19 protein-coding genes are annotated in these 24,167 nt (G+C 69.8%); 13 read left to right on the top strand and 6 right to left on the bottom strand.

Annotation, left to right across the window (positions count from 1 at the left end; translation table 11 throughout):
• The first annotated feature begins 157 nt into the window (after window positions 1-157).
• The 11 genes from AC4D12_RS07370 to secG all read left to right on the top strand — a co-directional run bounded on the left by AC4D12_RS07370 (window position 158) and on the right by secG (window position 13,284).
• Window positions 158-535: a GntR family transcriptional regulator gene (locus AC4D12_RS07370; RefSeq protein ID WP_490949244.1), complete on the top strand. Its 378-nt coding sequence runs from the start codon at window positions 158-160 to the stop codon at window positions 533-535.
• A gap of 84 nt (window positions 536-619) precedes the next feature.
• Window positions 620-3,550, top strand: a complete 2,931-nt coding sequence (gene uvrA, locus AC4D12_RS07365) for an excinuclease ABC subunit UvrA (protein WP_490949243.1) — start codon at window positions 620-622, stop codon at window positions 3,548-3,550.
• A 123-nt stretch (window positions 3,551-3,673) separates the two neighbouring features.
• The gene (gene uvrC, locus AC4D12_RS07360; protein WP_490949242.1) at window positions 3,674-5,737 is read left to right on the top strand and encodes an excinuclease ABC subunit UvrC; all 2,064 of its coding nucleotides are present in this window, start codon (window positions 3,674-3,676) and stop codon (window positions 5,735-5,737) included.
• A gap of 100 nt (window positions 5,738-5,837) precedes the next feature.
• A complete protein-coding gene (gene rapZ, locus AC4D12_RS07355) occupies window positions 5,838-6,737 on the top strand; it encodes an RNase adapter RapZ (RefSeq protein WP_490949241.1) in 900 nt (299 codons plus the stop codon).
• Window positions 6,737-7,762, top strand: a complete 1,026-nt coding sequence (locus tag AC4D12_RS07350; protein WP_490949240.1) for a gluconeogenesis factor YvcK family protein — start codon at window positions 6,737-6,739, stop codon at window positions 7,760-7,762. The genes rapZ and AC4D12_RS07350 overlap by 1 nt, the downstream gene beginning before the upstream one ends.
• Before the next feature lie 10 nt (window positions 7,763-7,772).
• Window positions 7,773-8,753 (top strand): DNA-binding protein WhiA, encoded by a 981-nt coding sequence (whiA, locus tag AC4D12_RS07345; RefSeq protein ID WP_490949239.1) that lies wholly within the window; start codon window positions 7,773-7,775, stop codon window positions 8,751-8,753.
• Window positions 8,754-8,863: 110 nt separating this feature from the next.
• The gene (locus tag AC4D12_RS07340) at window positions 8,864-9,493 is read left to right on the top strand and encodes a superoxide dismutase (protein ID WP_490949238.1); all 630 of its coding nucleotides are present in this window, start codon (window positions 8,864-8,866) and stop codon (window positions 9,491-9,493) included.
• Between the two features lie 243 nt (window positions 9,494-9,736).
• On the top strand, window positions 9,737-10,747 hold the full coding sequence (gene gap / locus AC4D12_RS07335; protein WP_490949237.1) for a type I glyceraldehyde-3-phosphate dehydrogenase: 1,011 nt from the start codon (window positions 9,737-9,739) through the stop codon (window positions 10,745-10,747).
• A 12-nt stretch (window positions 10,748-10,759) separates the two neighbouring features.
• Window positions 10,760-12,010, top strand: coding sequence for a phosphoglycerate kinase (locus AC4D12_RS07330; RefSeq protein WP_490949236.1), 1,251 nt, complete (start codon window positions 10,760-10,762; stop codon window positions 12,008-12,010).
• 154 nt (window positions 12,011-12,164) lie between these two features.
• Entirely contained in the window at window positions 12,165-12,980 is an 816-nt protein-coding gene (gene tpiA, locus AC4D12_RS07325) for a triose-phosphate isomerase (protein WP_490949235.1), read from the top strand.
• A gap of 52 nt (window positions 12,981-13,032) precedes the next feature.
• Window positions 13,033-13,284 (top strand): preprotein translocase subunit SecG, encoded by a 252-nt coding sequence (secG, locus tag AC4D12_RS07320; protein WP_043445180.1) that lies wholly within the window; start codon window positions 13,033-13,035, stop codon window positions 13,282-13,284.
• A 127-nt stretch (window positions 13,285-13,411) separates the two neighbouring features.
• Here secG and pgl read toward each other — a convergent pair whose 3' ends face one another.
• From pgl to tkt, 6 genes are all read right to left on the bottom strand, one after another.
• Window positions 13,412-14,218 carry a 6-phosphogluconolactonase gene (gene pgl / locus AC4D12_RS07315; protein WP_490949234.1) on the bottom strand — a complete coding sequence of 269 codons (807 nt, stop codon included), beginning with the start codon at window positions 14,216-14,218 and terminating at the stop codon, window positions 13,412-13,414.
• On the bottom strand, window positions 14,208-15,152 hold the full coding sequence (locus AC4D12_RS07310; RefSeq protein WP_490949233.1) for a glucose-6-phosphate dehydrogenase assembly protein OpcA: 945 nt from the start codon (window positions 15,150-15,152) through the stop codon (window positions 14,208-14,210). The genes pgl and AC4D12_RS07310 overlap by 11 nt, the downstream gene beginning before the upstream one ends.
• Window positions 15,149-16,657 (bottom strand): glucose-6-phosphate dehydrogenase, encoded by a 1,509-nt coding sequence (gene zwf, locus AC4D12_RS07305; RefSeq protein ID WP_490949511.1) that lies wholly within the window; start codon window positions 16,655-16,657, stop codon window positions 15,149-15,151. Before zwf ends, AC4D12_RS07310 begins: the two co-directional genes overlap by 4 nt.
• A 41-nt stretch (window positions 16,658-16,698) precedes the next feature.
• Window positions 16,699-18,360, bottom strand: coding sequence for a phosphoglucose isomerase-related protein (locus AC4D12_RS07300; protein ID WP_490949232.1), 1,662 nt, complete (start codon window positions 18,358-18,360; stop codon window positions 16,699-16,701).
• A gap of 4 nt (window positions 18,361-18,364) precedes the next feature.
• Window positions 18,365-19,474 carry a transaldolase gene (gene tal, locus AC4D12_RS07295; protein WP_490949231.1) on the bottom strand — a complete coding sequence of 370 codons (1,110 nt, stop codon included), beginning with the start codon at window positions 19,472-19,474 and terminating at the stop codon, window positions 18,365-18,367.
• Window positions 19,475-19,568: 94 nt separating this feature from the next.
• On the bottom strand, window positions 19,569-21,755 hold the full coding sequence (tkt, locus tag AC4D12_RS07290; protein WP_490949230.1) for a transketolase: 2,187 nt from the start codon (window positions 21,753-21,755) through the stop codon (window positions 19,569-19,571).
• A 384-nt stretch (window positions 21,756-22,139) separates the two neighbouring features.
• Between tkt and AC4D12_RS07285 the strand changes: the two genes are divergently transcribed.
• The gene (locus AC4D12_RS07285; protein WP_490949229.1) at window positions 22,140-23,084 is read left to right on the top strand and encodes a heme o synthase; all 945 of its coding nucleotides are present in this window, start codon (window positions 22,140-22,142) and stop codon (window positions 23,082-23,084) included.
• A gap of 91 nt (window positions 23,085-23,175) precedes the next feature.
• Window positions 23,176-24,093, top strand: coding sequence for a dihydrodipicolinate synthase family protein (locus tag AC4D12_RS07280; RefSeq protein ID WP_490949228.1), 918 nt, complete (start codon window positions 23,176-23,178; stop codon window positions 24,091-24,093).
• The last annotated feature ends 74 nt before the right edge of the window (window positions 24,094-24,167 follow it).

The following is a 24,167-nucleotide window of genomic DNA, read 5'->3' as shown; positions in this document are numbered from 1 at the left end:
GGAGGCGGGGGCAGGGCGGCAGACCCCGCGAGCACGCACGGAGTGCGGGCGGATGCACGACGACGGCTGGGGTACCGGGCGCGGCCCGGCCCATTACAGCTAGGGTGCTGGGAGTGCGGACCGCCGGGGCCCGCGGACCGGGACGGGGAGTGCGATCGTGGACGAGGGCATCCCGCGCTGGCTGAGGATCGACGCGACGAGCACCGTGCCGCCCTTCGAGCAGCTCAAGCAGGCCGTGCTCACCGCGGCGAACTCGGGCCGCGCCGCGGTGGGGACGCGTCTGCCGCCCGTCCGGACGCTCGCCACCCACCTCGGCATCGCCGCCAACACCGTCGCGCGGGCGTACCGCGAACTCGAGCAGTCCGGCGCCGTCGAGACGAAGGGCCGCGCGGGAACGGTGATCGCCGCGGGTGGTGACGAGGCCCGGCGACGGGCGGCCGACGCCGCCGCCGAGTACGCCGCCGTCGTCCGCTCCGCGGGCATCTCCGAGACGGAGGCCGTCGCCTTCGTGAGGGCGGCATTGCGCCGAGCGTGAACGGCGCGTGAGCCCGCGGCGGCAGGACGCCGACGAAGCGCTTTCGAAGATGTGTTCTAATACTTTTTCGCCTAGAGTTGACGGGTGTCTACAGCAAAGTCCCTCGAGCAGCATGCCCATGATCCGGAGCCCGCGCGCCAGGACCTGTCCCGCCTGATCGTCAAGGGCGCACGCGAACACAACCTGCGGAACGTCGACCTCGATCTGCCGCGCGACGCCATGATCGTCTTCACCGGCCTGTCCGGTTCCGGCAAGTCCTCCCTCGCGTTCGACACCATCTTCGCCGAGGGCCAGCGGCGCTACGTGGAGTCCCTCTCCGCGTACGCGCGCCAGTTCCTCGGGCAGGTGGACAAGCCCGACGTCGACTTCATCGAGGGGCTCTCGCCGGCGGTCTCGATCGACCAGAAGTCGACGAGCAAGAACCCGCGCTCCACGGTGGGCACCATCACCGAGATCTACGACTACATGCGGCTCCTCTGGGCGCGCGTGGGCCGTCCGCACTGCCCCGTCTGCGGCGAGCCAGTGGCCAAGCAGACCCCACAGCAGATCGTGGACCAGCTGCTCGAGCTCGACGAGGGCACGCGCTTCCAGGTCCTCGCTCCCGTGGTCAGGGCGCGGAAGGGCGAGTTCGTCGACCTCTTCCAGGAACTGACGGCGAAGGGCTACTCACGCGCCCGGGTGGACGGCACCCTCATCCAGCTGAGCGACCCGCCGAAGCTCGGCAAGCAGTACAAGCACACCATCGAGGTCATCATCGATCGCCTCGTGGTGAAGAGCGGCATCCAGCAGCGGCTCACCGACTCGGTCGAGACCGCACTGAAGCTGGCCGACGGCCGCGTCCTCGCCGAGTTCGTGGACCTGCCCGAGGACGACGCCGGACGGCTGCATGCGTTCTCCGAGCACCTCGCGTGCCCGAACGAGCACCCGCTCGCCATCGACGAGATCGAGCCGCGCTCCTTCTCCTTCAACAACCCCTTCGGCGCGTGCCCGGCCTGCACGGGCATCGGCACGAAGCTCGAGGTGGACGAGGAACTGGTGGTGCCGAACCCCGACCTCAGCCTCGCGCAGGGAGCCATCGCCCCGTGGTCGCTCGGTACGGCGACCCTGGAGTACTGGACGCGGCTCCTCCAGGGGCTCGCGGCGGAACTCAAGTTCGACATCGACACCCCGTGGCGGAAGCTGCCCGACCGCGCACGTGAGGCCGCGCTGTACGGCAAGGACCACAAGGTGGTGGTGCAGTACAAGAACCGGTTCGGACGCGAGCGGAAGTACAGCACGGGCTTCGAGGGAGCCATCCAGTACATCCAGCGCAAGCACCTCGAGACGGAGTCCGAGGCCTCGCGCGATCGCTACGAGGAGTACATGCGGGAGATCCCGTGCCCCACCTGCGGTGGCGCACGGCTGAACCCGGCGTCGCTCTCCGTGCTGATCAACGGTCGGTCCATCGCCGAGGTCGCGGCCATGCCCATGCGGGAGTGCGCCGAATTCCTCGACAACCTGGTGCTCACCGGGCGCGAGGCGCAGATCGCGGCGCAGGTGCTCAAGGAGATCCAGGCGCGCCTGACCTTCCTGCTCGACGTCGGCCTCGAGTACCTCAACCTGGAGCGCGCCTCCGGGACGCTCTCCGGCGGTGAGGCCCAGCGCATCCGCCTCGCCACGCAGATCGGTTCCGGGCTCGTGGGCGTGCTCTACGTGCTCGACGAGCCCTCCATCGGGCTGCACCAGCGCGACAACCGGCGCCTGATCGAGACGCTCACACGTCTGCGGAACCTAGGCAACACGCTGATTGTGGTGGAGCACGACGAGGACACCATCGCCGAGGCCGACTGGATCGTGGACATCGGTCCGGGTGCGGGGGAGCACGGCGGCGAGGTGGTCCACTCGGGCCTGCTCGAGGACCTCCTCACCAACGAGCGATCACTCACCGGCGACTACCTGGCGGGCCGCCGCCGCATCGAGGTGCCGACCAAGCGCCGCAAGATCGACAAGTCCCGGCAGCTGAAGGTGGTCGGCGCGAGGGAGCACAACCTCCTGAACCTGGACGCCACGATCCCGCTGGGCGTGCTCACGGCCGTCACGGGCGTCAGCGGATCCGGCAAGTCCACGCTCGTGAACGACATCCTCTACAAGGTGCTCGCGAACAAGCTGAACGGGGCCAAGCAGGTCGCCGGACGCCACAAGCGCATCGACGGCCTGGAGCACCTCGACAAGGTCATCCACGTGGACCAGAGCCCCATCGGCCGGACCCCGCGCTCGAACCCCGCCACCTACACGGGGGTGTTCGACAACATCCGCAAGCTCTTCGCCGAGACCACCGAGGCCAAGGTGCGCGGCTACCTCCCGGGCCGGTTCTCCTTCAACGTCAAGGGTGGCCGCTGCGAGGCGTGCTCCGGTGACGGGACGCTCAAGATCGAGATGAACTTCCTGCCCGACGTCTACGTGCCGTGCGAGGTCTGCCACGGAGCGCGGTACAACCGCGAGACGCTCGAGGTGCACTACAAGGGCAAGACCATCGCGGACGTCCTGGACATGCCGATCGAGGAGGGGGCGGAGTTCTTCGCCGCATTCAGCCCGATCGCCCGTCACCTCAACACGCTCGTCGAGGTGGGTCTCGGCTACGTGCGGCTCGGACAGCCGGCCACCACCCTGTCCGGTGGCGAGGCGCAACGCGTCAAGCTCGCCAGCGAGCTGCAGAAGCGGTCCAACGGACGCAGCATCTACGTGCTCGACGAACCGACCACGGGGCTCCACTTCGAGGACATCCGGAAGCTGCTGCTGGTCCTGCAGGGGCTCGTGGACAAGGGCAACACCGTGGTCACGATCGAGCACAACCTCGACGTCATCAAGTCCGCGGACTGGGTGATCGACCTCGGGCCCGACGGCGGCTCCGGCGGCGGCCAGATCATCGCGACCGGCACACCCGAGCAGGTGGCGAAGAACGAGCGCAGCTACACGGGTACCTTCCTGCAGGAGATCTTCGACAAGACCACCCTGCAGGCCCTCGCGCGCGTCTAGCCGTACCGGCCGGCTCGTTCTCCGACAGCCTCCCGACGGCCCCCGCCCGTTCCCGCTCAGCGGTGAGCGGAACGGGGGCCGTCCGGTGCTCGGGTGTCCGGGGCCCGTCCTACGATGGAGGACGTGGCGAACCCAGTGACCTATCGGCCGAAGACCGGCGAGATCCCGACCGATCCCGGGGTGTACCGCTTCCGTGACGAGCACGGCCGCGTGATCTACGTCGGCAAGGCCAAGAACCTCCGGTCCCGGCTCAACTCCTACTTCGCCAACCCCCAGGGGCTGCTCCCCAAGACCCGCAGCATGGTGTTCACCGCGGCCGGCGTCGAGTGGACGGTGGTGGGCAGCGAACTCGAGGCGCTCCAGCTCGAGTACACGTGGATCAAGGAGTTCGACCCGCGCTTCAACATCATGTTCCGGGACGACAAGTCCTACCCCTACCTCGCCGTCACCCTGGGCGAGAAGTACCCGCGGGTCCAGGTGATGCGCGGGGACAAGAAGAAGGGCACCCGGTACTTCGGCCCGTTCTACCCGGCCAAGGCCATCCGCGAGACCGTCGACACCATGATCCGGGTGTTCCCCGTGCGGACCTGCAGCGCCGGGGTCTTCAAGCGGGCCGAGCGCACCGGGAGGCCGTGCCTGCTCGGGTACATCGACAAGTGCTCGGCGCCCTGCGTGGGACGCATCAGCGTCGAGGACCACCGTGCTCTCGCCGAAGACTTCTGCGATTTCATGTCCGGCGAGGCGAAGAAGTTCATCTCCGGGCTCGAGCGTGAGATGACCGCGGCCGTCGCCGACCTCGACTTCGAGAGCGCCGCCCGCCTGCGCGACGACGTCGCCGCGCTGCGGCGCGTGTTCGAGCGCAACACCGTCGTGCTCAGCGAGGACACCGACGCCGACATCTTCGCGCTGCGCGAGGACGAGCTCGAAGCCGCCGCGCAGGTCTTCCACGTGCGGGGCGGCAGGATCCGCGGCCAGCGCGGCTGGGTGGTCGAGAAGGTCGAGGACATGGACACCCCCGATCTCGTGGAACACCTGCTGCAGCAGGTCTACGGCGAGAGCATCAGCTCGAACGAGCCGATCCCGCGCGAGGTGCTGGTGCCGGTCATGCCGAGCAACGAGGCGCAGATGCTCGAGTGGCTGCGCGGCCTGAAAGGCGCGCGCGTGGACGTCCGGGTCCCGCAGCGGGGCGACAAGGCGACGCTGCTCGCCACCGTCGAGCAGAACGCCGCCGAGGCCCTGAGGCTCCACAAGGGCCGGCGGGCCGGTGACATCACCACGCGTTCGGCCGCCCTGCAGGAGCTGCAGGAGGCCCTCGACCTCCCCACGCCGCTCATGCGCATCGAGTGCTTCGACATCTCGCACGTGCAGGGCACCAACGTGGTGGCCTCCATGGTGGTGGTCGAGGACGGCCTGCCGCGGAAGTCCGAGTACCGCAAGTTCTCGATCACGGGCGACGCCGCGCGTGACGACACGGCCTCCATGTACGACGTCATCCACCGGCGCTTCCGCAACTACCTGGCCGGCAAGAACGGCGAGGTGCGGGACGCCGCGGCCCCGGACATCGATGACGCGGCGGTGGACGACGACGCCTCGGTCCTCGCGCACCCCCAGCTCGACGACGTCGTCGATCCCGGTGGGGACCGCGGGGATCCCGTGCAGGACACCACCACGGCGGTGACGCGCAACCGCTTCGCCTACCCGCCCAACCTGGTGGTGGTCGACGGCGGACCACCGCAGGTGGCCGCGGCCTCCCGCGCCCTCGAGGACCTCGGGATCGACGACGTGTACGTGATCGGACTGGCGAAACGCCTCGAGGAGGTGTGGGTGCCGGACAGCGAGTTCCCCGTGATCCTGCCGCGGGCTTCGGAGGGGCTGTTCATGCTGCAGCGCATCCGTGACGAGGCGCACCGGTTCGCGATCACGTTCCACCGGCAGAAGCGGGGCAAGTCCATGACCGCGTCCGCGCTCGACGACGTCGCGGGGCTCGGCCCGGCGAAGCGGAAGGCGCTGCTCAAGCACTTCGGATCGGTGAAGCGGATCCGGGCGGCCTCGGTCGAGGAGCTCACCGTCGTGCCCGGGGTGGGGCCCGCCCTGGCCGCCACGGTCCGTGCATCCCTCGCCGTGGCCGCCGAGGACGCCCCGGCCCCTGCCGTGAACATGACCACGGGCGAGATCATCGAAGATTAGCTAGTGTGAGGAGGACGGCGCCCAGCGTGCCGCGAACACCGCACACCACGGGCACGCCGGATCGCAGGCGGCCCCGTCGACCCGGAACGGATGCACCACCATGACGGAGGCCACGAGCCTGACGCCGGTCAAACCCACCGAGTCCGAATTGCTGGTGGTGACGGGCATGTCCGGCGCCGGCCGCAGCACCGCGGCGAACGCGCTCGAGGACCACGGCTGGTACGTCGTCGAGAACCTGCCCCCGCAGATGCTGGGCACCCTGACCGAGCTGGTGGCGCGGACTCCGCAGTCCATCCCGAAGCTCGCCGTGGTGATCGACGTCCGCGGCAAGGAGCTGTTCAGCGAGATCAAGACGGCCCTCGCCGGGCTCCGCGCGGCGGGCGTCACCTACCGCGTGCTCTTCCTCGACGCGAACGACTCCGTGCTCGTGCGCAGGTTCGAGCAGGGGCGCAGGCCGCATCCCCTTCAGGGCGACGGTCGGATCCTCGACGGGATCGCCGCCGAGCGCGAGGTCCTGAAGGAGATGAAGCACGCCTCGGACATCGTGATCGACACGTCCGAACTGAACGTCCACGCCCTTGCCACGAGTGTCACCGAGCTGTTCTCGGCCTCGGGCCCCATCGTGCTGCGTCTCAACGTCATGAGCTTCGGCTTCAAGTACGGGCTGCCGGTGGACGCCAACTACGTGGCCGACGTCCGCTTCATCCCGAACCCCCACTGGGTGCCCGTCCTCAGGCCGCAGACCGGCCTCGACGCCCCCGTGCGGGAGTACGTCCTCGGCGCCCAGGGTGCGGCGGAGTTCATCGACCGCTACGTCCACTCCCTCATCCCGGTGCTCGACGGCTACCGGCGCGAGAACAAGCACTACGCCACGATCGCCGTGGGCTGCACGGGTGGGAAGCACCGCTCCGTGGCCGTCACCGAGGAGATCGCCCAGCGACTCGCCCAGCTGCCGGGAGTGCAGGTCGCCGCCCACCACCGGGACCTCGGGCGCGAGTAGTGGCGCTGTTCTCCGGCCCCCTGCCGCTTGTTCCGCCGGCCGGCCGGCGCTCCGGCGACGCCCAGTCCGGAGCCCCGCGGGTCGTCGCGCTCGGCGGCGGACACGGGCTCTCGGCTTCCCTGTCGGCCCTCCGCCTCCTCACGCAGGAGCTGACGGCCGTGGTGACCGTGGCGGACGACGGCGGGTCATCGGGCCGGCTGCGCGAGGAACTGGGCGTGCTGCCTCCGGGGGACCTGCGCATGGCGCTCTCCGCACTGTGCGACGACACGGACTGGGGCCGCACTTGGCGCGACGTCATGCAGCATCGCTTCGCGGCGCGGGGGGATGCCCCTGGCTCACTCGACGGCCACGCCATGGGCAACCTCCTCATCGTGACGCTCTGGGAGCTGCTCGGCGATCCCGTGGCGGGCCTGCAGTGGGCCGGCGCCCTGCTCGGCGCCCGCGGCCAGGTGCTGCCCATGGCGAGCGTTCCCCTGACCATCGAGGGTGACGTCCTCAGCGAGACCGACGGATCGCTGCGTGTCAGGACCGTGAAGGGCCAGGCCTCGCTCGCCGTCGCGGCGGCGTCGGGCAACGTGAGCAACCTGCGGCTGCTGCCGGCCGGTGCGCCGGCCTGCGAGGACGCGCTCGAGGCGGTCGAACTGGCCGACTGGGTGGTCCTCGGACCGGGCTCCTGGTACACCTCGGTGCTGCCGCACCTCCTCCTCCCCGAGCTGCGCGAGGCCCTCTGCCGGACGTCCGCGAAACGCTGCCTGACCATGAACCTGAGCAACGACACGAAGGAGACACAGGGCATGAGCGCGGTCGATCACCTGAAGGTGATCAGCCGCTACGCGCCCGACCTGACGGTCGATGTCGTCCTTGCCGACCCCACCGTGATCGGCGACCGCCAGGAGTTCGAGCGGGTCGTCGAGGGGATGGGTGGGCGTGCCGTCTTCGGTACAGTGGGAGTTTCGACCGGTAAGCCCGTACACGATCCGCTGCGGCTCGCGACGTCCTACAACGACATCTTTCGGGAGATCTAGGAGTGTATCTGTGGCCTTGACCGCCGACGTCAAAGAGGAGCTGTCGCACCTCGACGTCAAGAAGTCCTCGGTCCGCAAGGCCGAGGTGTCCGCGCTGCTGAGATTCGCCGGGGGCCTGCACATCATCTCGGGGAGGATCGTGATCGAGGCCGAGGTGGACCTCGCCTCGACCGCCCGGCGCCTGCGCGCCGCGATCGCCGAGGTGTACGGGCACAGCAGCGAGATCATCGTGGTGTCGGGCCAGGGCCTGAAGCGCGGCAACCGGTACGTGGTGCGCGTGGTGCGCGACGGCGAGTCCCTCGCACGGCAGACCGGACTGCTCGACAGCCGCGGGCGCCCCGTGCGCGGACTGCCGTCCGCCGTCGTCAACGGCTCGACGGCCGACGCCGAGGCCGTATGGCGCGGTGCCTTCCTCGCGCACGGGTCCCTCACGGAGCCGGGACGTTCCTCATCCCTCGAGGTCACCTGCCCGGGGCCCGAATCCGCGCTCGCCCTGGTCGGGGCGGCACGCCGCCTCGAGATCTCCGCGAAGGCGCGCGAGGTCCGCGGCGTGGACCGCGTGGTGATCCGCGACGGGGACACCATCGCCGCACTGCTGACCCGCATGGGCGCGCACGACGCGCTGATGGTGTGGGAGGAGCGGCGCATGCGCAAGGAGGTGCGGGCCACGGCGAACCGGCTCGCGAACTTCGACGACGCGAACCTGCGGCGCTCGGCGCAGGCCGCGGTCGCAGCGGGCGCCCGTGTGGAGCGCGCGTTGGAGATCCTCGGCGAGGGGGTACCCGAGCACCTGCGCTACGCCGGTGAGCTGCGGGTCGCCCACAAGCAGGCGAGCCTCGACGAACTGGGCCGGCTCGCGGACCCGCCGATGACCAAGGACGCCATCGCGGGGCGCATCAGGAGGCTGCTCGCGATGGCCGACAAGAGGGCGTCCGACATCGGGATCCCGGGGACGGACGCCAATGTGACCGCGGACATGCTCGACGAGTAGCCGAGTGCATAGGATGGAACGGTAACCCGCTTTTGATCGAGCGGGGCGCCCGCCGCGCTATCGTGCTGTGCGGACCGGGCGAGCAATCCGATCACTACCTGGAGGATCACGTGAGCGAATACGTACTGCCGGATCTCGACTATGACTACGCCGCCCTCGAGCCCCACATCTCGGGCCGCATCATGGAACTGCACCACTCCAAGCACCAGGCCACGTACGTGAAGGGCGCCAACGACGCGCTCGCGCAGCTCGCCGAGGCACGCGCCACGGGACAGTTCGGGACCATCCCCAAGCTCTCCAAGGACCTCGCGTTCCACGTGGGCGGTGTGATCAACCACAGCATCTTCTGGAAGAACATGTCGCCCGAGGGCGGCGACAAGCCCGAGGGTGAGCTCGCGGCGGCCCTGGATGACGCCTTCGGCTCCTTCGACGCCTTCCGCGGACACTTCACCGCGGCGGCCACGTCGCTGCAGGGCTCGGGCTGGGCCGTCCTGGCCTACGAGCCCCTGGGCAAGAACATCGTGATCGAGCAGCTGTACGACCAGCAGGGCAACGTGCCCGTGGGCACCATCCCGCTGCTGATGCTCGACATGTGGGAGCACGCCTTCTACCTCGACTACGTCAACGTGAAGCCCGACTACGTGAAGGCGTGGTGGAACCTCGTGAACTGGGCCGACGTCCAGACCCGCTTCCAGGCCGCACGCACCGGGGCCAGCGTCCTCATCACGCCCGGCGTCTGATCTCCCCGGGTCGCCCCGGCGGACGGTGCCGCAGCATGGCCGTCCGCCCGGGGCAACCCACCCCGGGCCCCCCGGAATGGCGGGGTGCTCAGTAGAGTTGACGCCAGGGGAGCCGCCCGCCGGTGGTCCCCAGCAGAACCTGTTCGACGTCGGCACGACGGTGTGCCAGGAACCAGATGTATCCGTCGCCGAAGCCGCCCGAGGAGGGCTCGCACGGCAGCACCCCTATGAAGGAGATCAGCAGTGACTACTCGTGTTGGAATCAACGGCTTCGGCCGCATCGGCCGCAACTACTTCCGTGCGGCACTCGAGCAGGGCGCCGACCTCGAGATCGTTGCCGTCAACGACCTCACGAGCCCGGAGGCCCTCGCACACCTCCTGAAGTACGACTCCGTCACCGGCCGCCTGAAGGCCACGGTCGAGGTGGACGGCGGCGATCTCCTGGTGGACGGCAAGCGCGTCCGTGTCCTCGCCGAGCGTGACCCCGCGAACCTGCCCTGGGCTGACCTCGGCGTGGACATCGTCATCGAGTCCACCGGCTTCTTCACGAAGGCCGCCGATGCGCAGAAGCACATCGACGCGGGTGCGAAGAAGGTCCTGATCTCCGCTCCTGCCTCGGACGAGGACCTCACGGTGGTGCTCGGCGTGAACGACGGCGACTACGACCCCGAGACGCACCACATCATCTCGAACGCCTCCTGCACCACGAACTGCCTCGGCCCGCTGGCGAAGGTGCTGAACGACGCGTTCGGCATCGAGCGCGGCCTCATGACCACGGTCCACGCCTACACGGCGGACCAGAACCTGCAGGACGGCCCGCACAAGGACCTCCGCCGCGCGCGTGCCGCCGCGATCAACATGGTGCCCACCTCCACGGGTGCGGCCAAGGCCATCGGCCTGGTGCTCCCCGAGCTCAAGGGCAAGCTCGACGGCTACGCCATCCGCGTGCCCGTGCCCACCGGCTCCGCCACCGACCTCACCGTCACCGTGGGCCGCGAGGTCAGCGTCGACGAGGTCAACGCCGCGTACAAGGCGGCTGCCGAGAGCGGATCGCTCGCGGGTTACCTCTCCTACACGGACGCGCCCATCGTGTCCTCGGACATCGTGACGGATCCGGCGTCGTGCATCTTCGACTCCGGCCTCACCAAGGTGATCGGCAACCAGGTCAAGGTGGTCGGCTGGTACGACAACGAGTGGGGCTACTCGAACCGCCTCGTCGACCTCACCGAAATCGTCGCCGGCAAGCTCTCCTAGGCGCGGGCGACCGTGGCTCACGCAACACTCGACGACCTCCTGGCCGAGGGCGTCCGTGGACGGCGCGTCCTCGTCCGCTCGGACCTCAACGTGCCCCTCGAGGGGGAGGTCCCGGACCTCGCGGTGACCGACGACGGACGGGTGCGGGCCTCCCTGCCCGTCCTGCGCCGGTTGACCGAGGCCGGCGCCGCCGTCATCGTCATGGCGCACCTCGGGCGGCCCAAGGGCGCACCGGAGGAGAAGTACTCCCTGCGGCCCGCCGTCGACGTGCTGCGTGAGCTCGCCGACTTCCCGGTCACCCTCGCCTCGGACACCACGGGCGACGGCGCACGCAGCGCCGCCGCAGCGCTGTCAGAGGGTGAGGTGCTCGTCCTGGAGAACGTGCGCTTCGACGCCCGCGAGACGAGCAAGGACGACGCCGAACGGTCGGCCTTCGCCCGCGAGCTCGCCGGGCTGGCGGGGGAGGACGGCGCGTACGTCGACGACGCCTTCGGTGCCGTGCACCGCAGGCACGCCAGCGTCTCCGACATCGCCGCACTGCTCCCGGCCTACCAGGGCGATCTCGTCAGGGCCGAGCTCGTGGTCCTCGAGAAGCTCACCCGGGAACCGGAGCGGCCGTTCGTCGTCGTCCTCGGTGGTTCGAAGGTGTCCGACAAGCTCGCGGTCATCGAGAACCTGATCGGTACCGCGGACCGCATCCTCGTGGGAGGCGGCATGGTCTTCACCTTCCTCGCGGCGCAGGGCCACGCGGTGGGCGCGAGCCTGTTGGAGGAGGACCGCATCGAGACCGTCCGCGGGTACCTCGAGCGCGGCTCGCGTGACGGGACGCAGTTCGTGCTGCCCACCGACATCGTGGTCGCCGAGCGCTTCGCCGCCGATGCCGGGCACAGCGTGGCTGCGGCGGACGCCATCGAGTCGGGGAGCTTCGGTGCCTCCGGGATCGGGCTGGACATCGGCCCGGCGACGGGTCAGGACTTCGCCGCCAACATCGCCGAGGCCCGCACGGTGTTCTGGAACGGACCGATGGGCGTGTTCGAGTTCGACGCCTTCGCCGGCGGCACGCGTGCCGTGGCCCAGGCCCTCGTCGACGCGCAGGCGAAGGGCGCCCTCACGGTGGTGGGCGGCGGTGACTCCGCGGCCGCCGTCAGGGGACTCGGCTTCGCCGACGAGCAGTTCGGCCACATCTCCACCGGTGGCGGGGCGAGCCTCGAATACCTCGAGGGCAAGGAACTCCCCGGGCTCACCGCGCTCGAGCGGGACTAGCAACGCACGGACCGATGGCGCTCGTGCGCCCCGGTCCGGAGCGCTGCAGCATACGTAGGAACCGTCCGCAGTGGACGGACAGGGATGGCGGGATCCGCGGAGCACGTGCTCCGCGGATCCCGTCGTCATGGGACGAACAGATGGAGCACTGACGATGACCACCTCGACCAACGGCGTCTTCGACCGCCGCCCGCTCATCGCGGGCAACTGGAAGATGAACCTCGACCACATGCAGGGCATCACCTTCCTGCAGAAGCTCGCATGGACCCTCGACGACGCCGGTCACGACTTCTCGCGCGTCGAGGTGTCGGTCTTCCCGCCGTTCACGGACCTGCGGGGCGTGCAGACCCTCGTGAAGGGGGACACCCTCGACGTCGTCTACGGTGGCCAGGATCTCTCACCCGAGGACTCCGGCGCGTACACCGGCGACATCTCCGGGCAGTTCCTCGCGAAGCTGGACTGCACCTACGTGCTCGTGGGGCACTCGGAGCGCCGCACCATCCATCAGGAGTCGGACGAGCTGCTCAACCGGAAGGTGCAGGCGGCCTTCCGGCACGGCCTCGTGCCCGTGCTCTGCGTCGGTGAGGGTCTCGAGATCCGCCAGGCGGGAACGCACGTGGAGCACACCCTCGAGCAGCTCCGCCGGGGGGTCGCAGGGCTCACGGCCGAGCAGGCCGCGACGCTCGTGGTCGCCTACGAGCCCGTCTGGGCGATCGGCACCGGTGAAGTGGCCGGGCCGGAGGACGCGCAGGAGATGTGCGCCGCGATCCGCGCCGAGCTCGGCACCCTGTTCGACGCGTCCACGGCAGCCGGGACCCGCCTGCTCTACGGCGGTTCCGTCAAGGCGGCGAACGCCGCCAGCATCCTGAAGGAGCGCGACGTCGACGGCGTGCTGGTCGGCGGTGCGAGTCTCGATGTCTCCGAATTTGCTAGTATCGTCAGGTTCGAACAGCATCTGGTGACAGACTAGTCACGCGCGCCCGCAGCCTCCGGCGGCGGTAATCGAGCCTTGAAAGGGCCCCGTGGAAATCCTTCGTATCATCCTGCTCGTCCTGCTCGGGATCACCAGTCTGCTGCTGACTCTCCTGATCCTCCTGCACAAGGGCCGGGGCGGTGGCATGTCGGACATGTTCGGCGGAGGCATGACCTCGAGCATGGGTTCCTCGGGCGTCGCCGAGCGTAACCTCAACCGCTTCACCGTGGCGCTGGGACTGGCCTGGGGCGTCGTGATCGTCGCCCTCGGACTCATCCAGCGCTTCGCCGGCGAGTCGTAGGACCTCAGCCCGAACACTTGTCGCGCCGGCCCTGCGCCGGTGCAGCACGAAGCCCCTGTCTCCTCGGGAGACAGGGGCTTCGTCGTGCTCGGCCCGTCACGGACGACGTCGCGACGCGTGCACTCGGTCAGTCGTCGTCGTGATCGATCAGGCGGCCCGGCAATTTCTGGGCGGCATCCTGGTCGATGAGCCACAGCGTCTTCCGCAGGCCCCGCGCTCCCGCTGCGGGAACCTGGACGTGGCCCGCACCGGCGAGGGCGAGCCCCACGGCGCCGGCCTTGTCGCTGCCGCTGACGGACAGCCACACCTCCTGGGCGGTGGTGATCGCCTCGAGGGTGAGCGAGACCCGCTGCGGTGGTGGTTTCGGCGCATCCGGGACGCCGACCGTCGTCGCGCCCCTGGTCCGGATACCGGCCATCTCGGGGAAGAGGGACGCCACGTGGGCGTCGGGGCCCACCCCGAGCAACAGGACGTCGAAGCGGGGGAGGCGCGGGTCCACCTGGTCCACCTCCCCATCGGCGTCGAGTTCCGCCCGGGCGGCCGCGGCGAGGTCCTCCGCGTACGCGGTGGCCGCGGCGTCCTCGTCGGGGAAGTCGTCCTTCGAGCCGAACTCGTGCACCCTGACGGGGTCGATGCCGACGCGGTCGAGCAGTGCGGCACGCGCCTGCACGGCGTTGCGGTCGGGGTCCTCGGCGCGCAGGAAGCGCTCGTCGCCCCACCAGATGTCCACGTGCGACCAGTCGACGGCGGTGTGCGCCGGCGAGTCGGCGACCGCGCGGAGCGCTGCCGTACCGATCGATCCGCCGGTCAGCACGATCGTCGCCGTCCCCCGCTCGCTCTGCACGTCCACGAGCCGCGTGATCAGCCTCGCGGCGACCGCAGCCGCCAGGGAGTCCTGGGACGGATGGATACTGACTGTCGGATCAGCGCTCACTCGTGTGCACACTCCTCAGGTTGGTTCGCGCGAGGCCCTCGGTGATGACCTCACCGAAGACCTCGTCGGGGTCGAGGCGCCGCAGCTCCTCGGCGAGGCAGTCCCTCAGGCCGCGGCGCGGTAGGGAGATGCTCTGCACGGGCTGGTTCGGCTGGTGCAGCTCGGCGACGTCGTGACCGGGGCGGTGCAGCTCGATGTCGCCGCCCTCCCGGGTCAGCAGGACGCGCTTCAGTCCTGTTCCCGCGGGTCCGGCCACGATCGTCACGGGTGCGTCGAGCGCCCTCGTGAGCCATGCCGCGAGCAGCACGGTGCTGGGGGAGTCGGAGGCGCCCTCGACCGTGACGGCCGTGACCGGGGCGTCGCCCGCGACCTGGTCGAGTACCGCCGCGAGCTGGATCCGCCAGTTGGTGAGGCGGGTCCAGGCCAGGTCCGTGTCACCGGCCGTGTAGGTCCTGCTGATGTTGAACAGCGCCGCCGTGGGATCGTCCTCGTTCGCCGAATCGGTGATCCTGCGGTGGGCTATCCCTCCGATCGAGGTGCGCGCCGCAGCCTCGGGTACGCCGTGCGGCCACCAGGCCACGATCGGCGCGTCCGGCAGCAGGAGCGCGGAGACGAGGGACTCGTTCTCGTCGGCGAGCTCGCCGTACCCGCGCAGTACCACGACCTCGGACGCTCCCGCATCGCCACCCACGCGGATCTGCCCGTCGAGGCGGGTGGGCTCGTCCGACGAGCCCTCCGCCAGCACGATGATGCGGCAGGGGTGCTCGCGGCTAGCGTCGTTCGCGGCGTCGATCGCCTCCTCCTCGTACCCGGAGCGGGTGATGACCACGAGCGTGAGGACACGCCCGAGCGCCACGACGCCACCGGCGTCGCGCATGCTCATGAGTTCCTTGGACACCTTCGAGGTGGTGGTGTCGGGTAGTTCGACGATCATGGCCTTCTCCAGGTTCGGCCGTCGGCTGCGAGTAGCTCGTCGGCGGATGCGGGGCCCCAGCTACCGGGGACGTACGGCTCGGGCTGACCGTCGAGGGTCTCCCAGTGCTTCTCGAACGGGTCGAGGATCTTCCAGGAGAGCTCCACCTCCTGCTGTCGGGGGAACAGCGGCGGTTCGCCGAGCAGGACGTCGAGGATCAGCCGCTCGTAGGCCTCGGGGCTGGACTCCGTGAAGGAGTGGCCGTAGCCGAAGTCCATCGTGACGTCGCGCACCTCGGTCTGCGTGCCGGGCACCTTCGAGCCGAAGCGGATGGTCACGCCTTCGTCGGGTTGCACCCGGATGACGACGGCGTTCTGGCCGAAGTCCTCCTCGTCGTGGGCACGGAACAGCAGGTTCGGGGCACGCTTGAACACCACGGCGATCTCCGTCACCCTCCGACCGAGGCGCTTGCCGGCGCGCAGGTAGAACGGGACGCCGGACCAGCGCCTGGTGTTGATGTCCAGACGGAGCGCGGCGAAGCTCTCGGTGGTCGAGTCCTCCGGGATGCCGTCCTCCTCGAGGAAGCCGTTCACGTGTTCGCCGCCCTGCCAGCCGGCTTCGTACTGCCCGCGGGCCGACCGACCGGTCAGGTCCTCGGGCAGCGAGACGGCCGCGAGGACCTTCTCCTTCTCGGAGCGCAGGTGGTGGGCGTCGAAGGAGATGGGTTCCTCCATGGCCGTCAGGGCCAGGAGCTGCAGGAGGTGGTTCTGGATGACGTCGCGCGCGGCTCCGACGCCGTCGTAGTACCCGGCCCGGCTCCCGATGCCGATGTCCTCGGCCATGGTGATCTGGACGTGGTCCACGTAGTTGGCGTTCCACAGCGGCTCGAAGAGCTGGTTGGCGAACCGGAGCGCCAGGATGTTCTGGACCGTCTCCTTGCCGAGGTAGTGGTCGATGCGGAACACCGCGTCGGGCGGGAAGACCTCCTCGACGATCCGGTTGAGGTCCCGTGCCGAGGCGAGATCGTGGCCGAAGGGCTTCTCGATGACCACCCTCCGCCACTGGCCGTCGTCGGGCTGGGCGAGGCCGTGCTCGGAGAGCTTCTGGCACACCGCCTCGAAGGCGTTGGGCGGGATCGAGAGGTAGAAGGCGTGGTTGCCCCGCGTGCCCCGGTTGGTGTCCAGCTCCTCGATGCAGGCCTTGAGGTTCCGGAACGCGTCGTCGTCGTCGAACTCGCCACGGACGAAGCGGATGCCGGCGGAGAGCTGCTGCCACACCGTCTCGTTGAACGGTGTGCGGGCGTGCTGCGTCACCGACTCACGGACCTGCTGCACGAAGTCCTCGTTGCTCCAGTCACGGCGCCCGAAGCCCACGAGCCCGAAACTCGGCGGCAGGAGCCCCCGGTTCGCGAGATCGTAGATGGCGGGCATGAGCTTCTTCCGCGCGAGGTCACCCGTGACGCCGAACAGCACCAGGGAGGACGGCCCTGCGATGCGGCTGAGCCGGCGGTCGCGAGGATCCCTCAGCGGGTTCGCGGGGCGTGTCGGCGAGCTGTTCTCCGTCACGCTCACAGCTCGCCGCTCGAACCGTCGGCCGAGGGCTCGGGTGCGCGGTTGAGCGAGGCGACCGCGTCCAGGACCTGCGCCACGCCGGCCGCGCGGTCCGTGAGGTGCAGGCGGAGTACGGGACGGCCGTGGTCGGAGAGGACCTGCGCGTCACCGGCTGCCTGCGCCGTGATGAGCTCGCCGAACGTGAACGGCCGATCGGGGATGGCGAGGTCGGCGTCGGCGGCAGCGGTGAGCTGCAGGTAGACCCCGATGGGTGACCCGCCCTTGTGGTACTGGCCCGTCGAGTGCAGGAACCGCGGCCCCCACCCGAAGGTCACCGGACGACCCGAGGCGGCGGCGAGCGGCGCGCGCACACCTTCGAGTGCTGACTGGCGGTGCCGGTCGAGATAGGCCTGCACCGACAGGTAGCCGTTCGCCGGCAGTGTCGCCAGCAGGGCCTCCAGCGCGTCGCGGACGGTGCGGGAGGACCCGAGCAGCGCGGCGTCGCCGCGGACCTCGACGGCGCCGTCCGTGAAGGCGGCGGGGGTCGGGGCGGGCTGTGCGTCGAGCAGGCCGCGAGCGGCCTTCTTGGCCGCCTCGACGTCGGGCTGGTCGAAGGGGTTGATGCCCAGCAACCTCCCGGCGACGGCCACGGCGTACTCCCAGACGAACATCTGGCTGCCGAGCGAGCCGCTGACGGTCACCCGCGTCCCGGTGGTCGACTCGTCACTCGGCGCCTCGTCGAACGGCGCGAGGACCACCGGCAGGACGTCGTCCGCCACGTCGGCCAGTTCGGGCGCGTCGATCGAGGCGACCACGGGCAGCAGGCCCGTGCCGAGCTTGCCCGTGGATTCGGCGATGAGCTGCTCGGCCCAGTCGGCGAATCCGGGGAGGCCGGAGCCGGCGTCGGCGAACACGATCTTGTCGCGCAGGGGGGAGGTGCCGCCGAGCACGGCGCCGAGCTGCAGCCCCACGTTGTCCGAGTCGTCGTCGCCCAGGAACTCGGCGCTGTCCTCGGCGTCGTCCAGCAGGGTCTCGATGTCCGCCCCGGCGAGGCCGGAGGGCACGAGCCCGAACGCGGTGAGGGCCGAGTAGCGCCCGCCCACCGCGGGGTCGGCCGTGAACACCTTGCGGTAGCCCGCCGCCCGCGAGGCCTCCTCGAGGGGCGAGCCAGGATCGGTGACCACGATGATCCGCGATGCCGCGTCGATGCCGGCGTCGATGAAGGCCTGCTCGAAGAGCCGGCGCTGGGAATCGGTCTCCACGGTGGAGCCCGACTTCGAGGAGACGACGACGGCCGTGCGCTGCAGGTCCTCAGCGAGGGCGGCACGCACCTGCTCGGGGTCGGTGGCGTCGAGGACGACCAGCTCGACGCCGGCCTCCTTCGTGATGACCTCGGGCGCCAGCGAGGAGCCGCCCATGCCGCACAGCACGATGCGGTCGACGCCCTCGGAATTGAGGTCGGCGCGGAGTCCCGCGATCTCGGGCAGCAGGGCGCGGGACCCCTCGAACAGGTCGATCCAGCCGAGGCGGATCGACGCCTCGGACTCGGCATCGGGGCCCCACAGGGTGGCGTCCTTCGCCATCAGCCGTGAGGCGAAACGGTCGGCGACGAGCGTGGGAACCGCGGAGTCGACGGCGGTCAGGGCGTCGCCGGAGGCGGTGAGAGCGAAGGAGCCCATGGGATCAGCCCTTCGCCGCGTCGAGTGCTGCCTGGACGGTCTCGAGGAGCTCGGACCAGCTGGCCACGAACTTGTCGAGACCCTCCGTCTCGAGCAGCTCCACCACCTCGGCGTAGGAGATGCCCAGGGCATCCAGCCGGTCGAGGATGTCGGTGGACTCGGCATACGTCCCCGTGACCGTGTCGCCCTCGACGACGCCGTGGTCGGCGGTCGCGTCGAGCGTCTTCTCGGGCATCGTGTTGACGACGTCCGCCGCCACGAGGCCGGTGACGTACAGCGTGTCCGGGAGGTTCGGGTCCTTGACGCCGGTGGATGCCCACAGGGGGCGCTGCGCGTTGGCGCCCGCGGACTTCAGGACCTGCCAGCGCTCGGAGGAGAACTGCTCCTGGAACACCTGGTAGGCGAGGCGCGCGTTGGCGAGCCCGGCCTTGCCCTTGAGCGCCGTCGCCTCCTCGGAACCGATCGCGTCGAGGCGGGCGTCGATCTCCGCGTCCACGCGGGAGACGAAGAAGGAGGCGACCGAGTGGATCTTCGAGAGATCGTGGCCGTTCTCCCGCGCCTGCTCCAGACCGATCATGAAGGCGTTGATGACCGCCCGGTACCGCTCGAGCGAGAAGATCAAGGTCACGTTGACGCTGATCCCCGCACCGAGGGTCTCCGAGATGGCTTCGAGACCCTCGACCGTCGCGGGGATCTTGATGAGCACGTTGGTGCGCTGGACCTTCGCGTGCAGGCGCTTGGCCTCGGCGATGGTTCCGGCGGTGTCACGCGAGAGGCGGGGGTCCACCTCGATCGACACGCGGCCGTCTGCACCATGGGTGCGCTCGGCCTCCTCGGCGAAGATGTCGCACGCCTGCGCGACGTCGTGCGTGGTGATGTCGAAGACGGCCTGGTCGACGTCGGCGCCGGCCTCGGCGAGCGCGCCCACCTGGGAGGCGTAGGACTCGCCCTTCTTCAGTGCCGCGGCGAAGATGCTCGGGTTGGTCGTGACGCCGACGACGTTCAGGTCCTCGATGAGGTGCTTGAAGGCGCCGGAGTTGATGCGCTCCCGGGAGAGGTCGTCGAGCCAGATCGAGACGCCTGCTGCGGAGAGTTGTTCTGTGTTTGTGGTCATGATGTGCTCCTTGTCCGCTGCTGCGGAGTGTGTGCGGATGCTGCGGCGAGTGCGGGTACTGCGGAGTGTGTGCGTGGTGACGGCGGGTGACCGGCTACTGGTGGTCGCCGGTCTCGGTGGCTCGGTGGCCCGAGGGCAGAGCCGCGGTCCCGTTGGGCGCGAGGGGATCGGACGCGACGGCCTCCAGGGAGTCCTTGGCCGCTGCCACCACGGCGTCGGCCGTGATGCCGAACTCGCGGTAGAGCGTCTTGTAGTCGGCCGAGGCGCCGTAGTGCTCCAGCGAGACACTGCGTCCGGCGTCGCCCACGATCCCGTGCCAGCTCTGCGAGACACCGGCCTCGACGGAGACGCGGGCGCGGATGGTACGCGGCAGCACGCTGTCGCGGTACGCGGCGTCCTGCGCGTTGAACCACTCGAGGCACGGCATGGAAACCACGCGCGCCGAGATGCCCTGCGACTCCAGCTGCTCGCGTGCCTCCACGGCCAGCTGGACCTCCGACCCGGTGCCGATCAGGATGACGTCGGGCGTGCCGTTCGTCGCGTCCGCGAGGACGTACCCGCCCTTCGCGACACCCTCCGCCGAGCCGAAGGTGGTGCCTGACGCGGCGCCCTCGCCCCGCTCGTAGGTGGGGATGTTCTGGCGCGTGAGGACGATGCCCGCCGGGTTCTCGGTGTTCTCGAGGATGGTGCGCCACGCGACGGCGACCTCGTTCGCGTCACCCGGTCGGACGACGTCGAGCCCCGGGATGGTGCGGAGCGAGGAGAGCTGCTCCACGGGCTGGTGCGTGGGGCCGTCCTCGCCGAGTCCGATCGAGTCGTGCGTCCAGACGTAGATCGCGGGGACACCCATGAGCGCGCCGAGGCGCACCGCGGGCCGCTGGTAGTCGCTGAAGATCAGGAAGGTACCGGAGAAGGCCCGCGTGCTGCTGTGCATCACGATGCCGTTCACGATCGCCGCAGCGGCGTGCTCGCGGATGCCGAAGTGCAGCACGCGCCCGTACTGGTTGCCCGACCACGCCTTCGTCTGCCGGCTCTCCGGGACGAAGGAGGGCGAACCCTCGATGGTCGTGTTGTTGGACTCGGCGAGGTCGGCGCTGCCGCCCCACAGCTCGGGGAGCACGGGGCCGATCGCCGTGAGGACCTTACCCGACGCCGCGCGGGTGGACATGTCCTTGCCCGCCTCGAAGCTCGGCAGGCTCGCCTCCCAGCCCTCGGGAAGGGTGCGCGCCTGGATGCGCTCGAGCAGCGCGGCCTCGTCGGCATGGCCGGCCTTCCAGGCGTCGAAGCCCTCCTGCCAGGTGCGGTGCGCGTCTGCGCCGCGCTGGACGACTCCACGGGCATGCTCGAGGACCTGGGGGTCGACGTCGAAGTGCTGCTCGGGGTCGAACCCGAGTTTCTCCTTGAGGGCCGCCACCTCGTCCTTGCCGAGTGCGGAGCCGTGGATCTTGCCCGTGTTCTGCTTGGTCGGCGCGGGGTAGCCGATGACGGTGCGGAGCGAGACGATGCTCGGCTTCGAGGTCTCGTTCTTGGCGGCGAGCAGGGCGGCGTACAGTTCCGCGACGTCCTCGACGTACTCGCCGGTCTTCGTCCAGTCCACCCGCTGCGTGTGCCAGCCGTAGGCCTCGTAGCGCTTCAGGACGTCCTCGGTGAACGCGATGTCGGTGTCGTCCTCGATGGAGATGTGGTTCTCGTCGTAGAGCACCACGAGGTTGCCGAGCTGCTGGTGGCCCGCGAGGGAGGAGGCCTCGGAGGTGACGCCCTCCTGGAGGTCACCGTCGGAGGCGATGACCCAGATGGTGTGGTCGAAGGGGCTGGTGCCCGGAGCGGCCTCGGCGTCGAACATGCCGCGCTGGCGGCGCTGGCCGTACGCGAAGCCCACGGACGTGGCGAGACCCTGGCCGAGGGGGCCGGTGGTGATCTCGACGCCCTTGGTGTGGCGGTACTCGGGGTGTCCCGGGGTCAGCGATCCCCAGGTGCGCAGCGCCTTCAGGTCGTCGAGCTCCAGGCCGTAGCCGGAGAGGAAGAGCTGGATGTACAGCGTCAGGGACGTGTGACCGGGGGAGAGGACGAAGCGGTCGCGGCCGGTCCACTCGGGGTCCGACGGGTCGTGACGCATCAGCTTCTGGAACAGCAGGTAGGCGGCCGGGGCCAGGCTCATCGCCGTACCGGGGTGCCCGTTCCCCACCTTCTCGACGGCGTCCGCCGCGAGCACGCGGACGGTGTCGACCGCTTTCTGGTCGTGCTCTGTCCACTCGAAGTCCTGCTGTTGCGTCTGCGCCACGTTTCCGGGCCCCTTTCCATCCGGAACGATCAAGGGACGGATGCCGTGAGGCATGCCGTCCTCTGACAGTTCTCCGTTGATCCTGCACGAGTCGGCTCCGACCGATGACAGCACCACATCCGGAGGGCGTGGTTCCGGGCATGCTTCAACAGCGGGCTTTCCTTCCCACACTATCCCTTCGCACTGTGCTTGGCAGGTGGGCGTCGAAGAATGTCATGCGTGACATCCGGGGGACCCGGGGGCGCGTGACGCGCGGGCGGTCCCGAAGGGCTGTTCGCGGCTAGCAGCCCACGTGCGTAAGCCGTTCCGGGTCCGATTTCTACACGCTGTAAAAGGGTATGATGGTGGTGTCTTTTACTCCGGAAGAAACGAAAGTGTTGCCTTGTGAAGACCCAGCAGGCTCCTGCTCCGGCTCGATCCCCGCAGGCCCGCCGCGGTCTGGCGCGCACTGCCCGCGCCTACCTCGCGCTGACGAAGCCCCGCGTGATCGAGCTCCTTCTGGTGACCACTCTTCCGACGATGATCTTCGCCCAGGGCGGCTTCCCGCCCCTCGGCCTGATCCTCGCCACGATGATCGGCGGCGCCCTCGCGGCCGGCAGCGCGGGAGCATTCAACTGCTACATCGACCGCGACATCGACCGGCTCATGCACCGCACGGAAAACCGACCGCTCGTCACCGGTGAGGTCTCACCGCGTGAGGCCCTGGTCTTCTCCTGGGTTCTCGGCGTCGTCGCGATCGCAGTCCTCTGGTTCGGCGCGAACCCCCTCGCGGGCCTGCTGGGGATCGGCGCGATCTTCCTCTACGTGGTGGTCTACACCCTGGTGCTCAAGCGCCGCACGTCCCAGAACATCGTGTGGGGCGGCGCAGCGGGGTGCATGCCCGTCCTGATCGCCTGGGCCGCCGTGACCAACTCCGTCGAGTGGCCCGCCGTCGTCCTGTTCCTCATCATCTTCCTGTGGACGCCGCCGCACTACTGGCCCCTGTCCATGAAGTACAGCGACGACTACAACGCCGCGAGCGTCCCGATGCTCGGCGCCGTCGCCGGCGCGCGCGTGGTCTCCGTGCAGGTCGTCCTGTACGCCTGGGCCATGGTGGCCTGCTCCCTCCTCCTGGTACCCGCGGGTGCCGGCTGGGTGTACACGTCCGCCGCCCTCCTCGGCGGGGCGTGGTTCATCCGCGAGTCGCACCGCCTCCACACCCTGGCCCAGCAGGGGACCTCGGACAACAAGGCCGCCATGAAGGTCTTCCACGGCTCCATCAGCTACCTCACCGTGTTGTTCCTCGCCCTCGCCATCGATCCCTTCGTCGGCGCGGCCGTCCTCTCCTGACGTCCCGGCGGGCCGCGGGCTCCTGACGCTCCTGGTTTCCACGACGGTCCGGCGGGCCCCCGGAGTGCCGCGCGCGGCCTAGGGTTGGCCCATGGACTTCACCGGCCTCATCGCCTATCCCATCACCCCGTTCACGTCCGACGGCGCGGTGTCCCACGCGGACCTCGCGCTCCTCGTCGGGGGTCTGCCCGGCTCGGGTGCGGACGCCGTCACGGTCCTCGGATCCTCGGGGAGCTTCGCCTACCTCGACCGCGCCGAGCGGGCACTGGTGGCACGTACCGCCATCGCGGCCGTGGAGAACAGGCTCCCGGTGGCCGTGGGCATCAGTTCGGTCGGGACGCGCGAGGTCCTCGACGCCGTCGAGGACGCACAGGCCGCCGGTGCGGCGGGGCTCGTGCTCTCACCCGTGTCCTACGTGCCGCTCACCGATGACGAGGTCATCGCCCAGGTACGCGCCGTCTGCGCCGTGACCGACCTCCCCGTGTGCCTGTACAACAACCCGGGCACCACGCAGTTCGACTACTCGCTCGACGTCGTCGCGGAACTCGCGGCGCTGCCGCAGGTGGTGGCCTTCAAGGACACGGCGGGAGACACCCTCGCCTTCAACGCCCGGCACGCCGACCTGTCCGCGCGGGTTCCCGAGGGTTTCAGTCACGGCGTGAGCGGCGACCTCCTCATGATGACGGGGGAGATCGCGGCGGACGCCTGGCACAGCGGTCCGGCTGCGCTCCTGCCGTACGCCTACGCGGGCCTTCGCGCGGCCGTGCTGGCCGCGGACCACGCCGAGGTCGAGAGGATCCGCCGCGTCCTCCAGCCCCTCGTGCAGCATGTGGCCGGCCTGCGGAAGATCAGCGGCCTGCACCTCCTGGCCCGCGCCTGCGGCATCGCGGCCGGCGACCCGCGCCCGCCGCTGCTTCCCAGCCCCGGGTCCGAGTCACGCGAGCTCGGACGGCTCCTCGACCTCGTGGAGGCGGCGTTCGACGACACCCGGGACGGCCGCGCCTCCTGAGCATTGTGAGGTGACCGGCCCGGACGGTCCGGGAGGCCCCCAGGGTCAGCCGGATCTGCGCGGGTCCACCCGGC

It is taken from the genome of Arthrobacter sp. TJ-266 (assembly GCF_058269115.1).
The sequence above is the reverse complement of the archived record's forward strand: the minus strand, read 5'-3'. Positions and strand labels throughout refer to the sequence as shown.

Coding starts and splice junctions, on each gene's coding strand:
- rapZ (WP_490949241.1), top strand. CDS start 5,838: ATGACGGAGGCCACGAGCCTGACGCCGGTCAAACCCACCGAGTCCGAA.
- tpiA (WP_490949235.1), top strand. CDS start 12,165: ATGACCACCTCGACCAACGGCGTCTTCGACCGCCGCCCGCTCATCGCG.
- AC4D12_RS07310 (WP_490949233.1), bottom strand. CDS start 15,152: ATGATCGTCGAACTACCCGACACCACCACCTCGAAGGTGTCCAAGGAA.
- AC4D12_RS07300 (WP_490949232.1), bottom strand. CDS start 18,360: ATGGGCTCCTTCGCTCTCACCGCCTCCGGCGACGCCCTGACCGCCGTC.
- tal (WP_490949231.1), bottom strand. CDS start 19,474: ATGACCACAAACACAGAACAACTCTCCGCAGCAGGCGTCTCGATCTGG.
- AC4D12_RS07280 (WP_490949228.1), top strand. CDS start 23,176: ATGGACTTCACCGGCCTCATCGCCTATCCCATCACCCCGTTCACGTCC.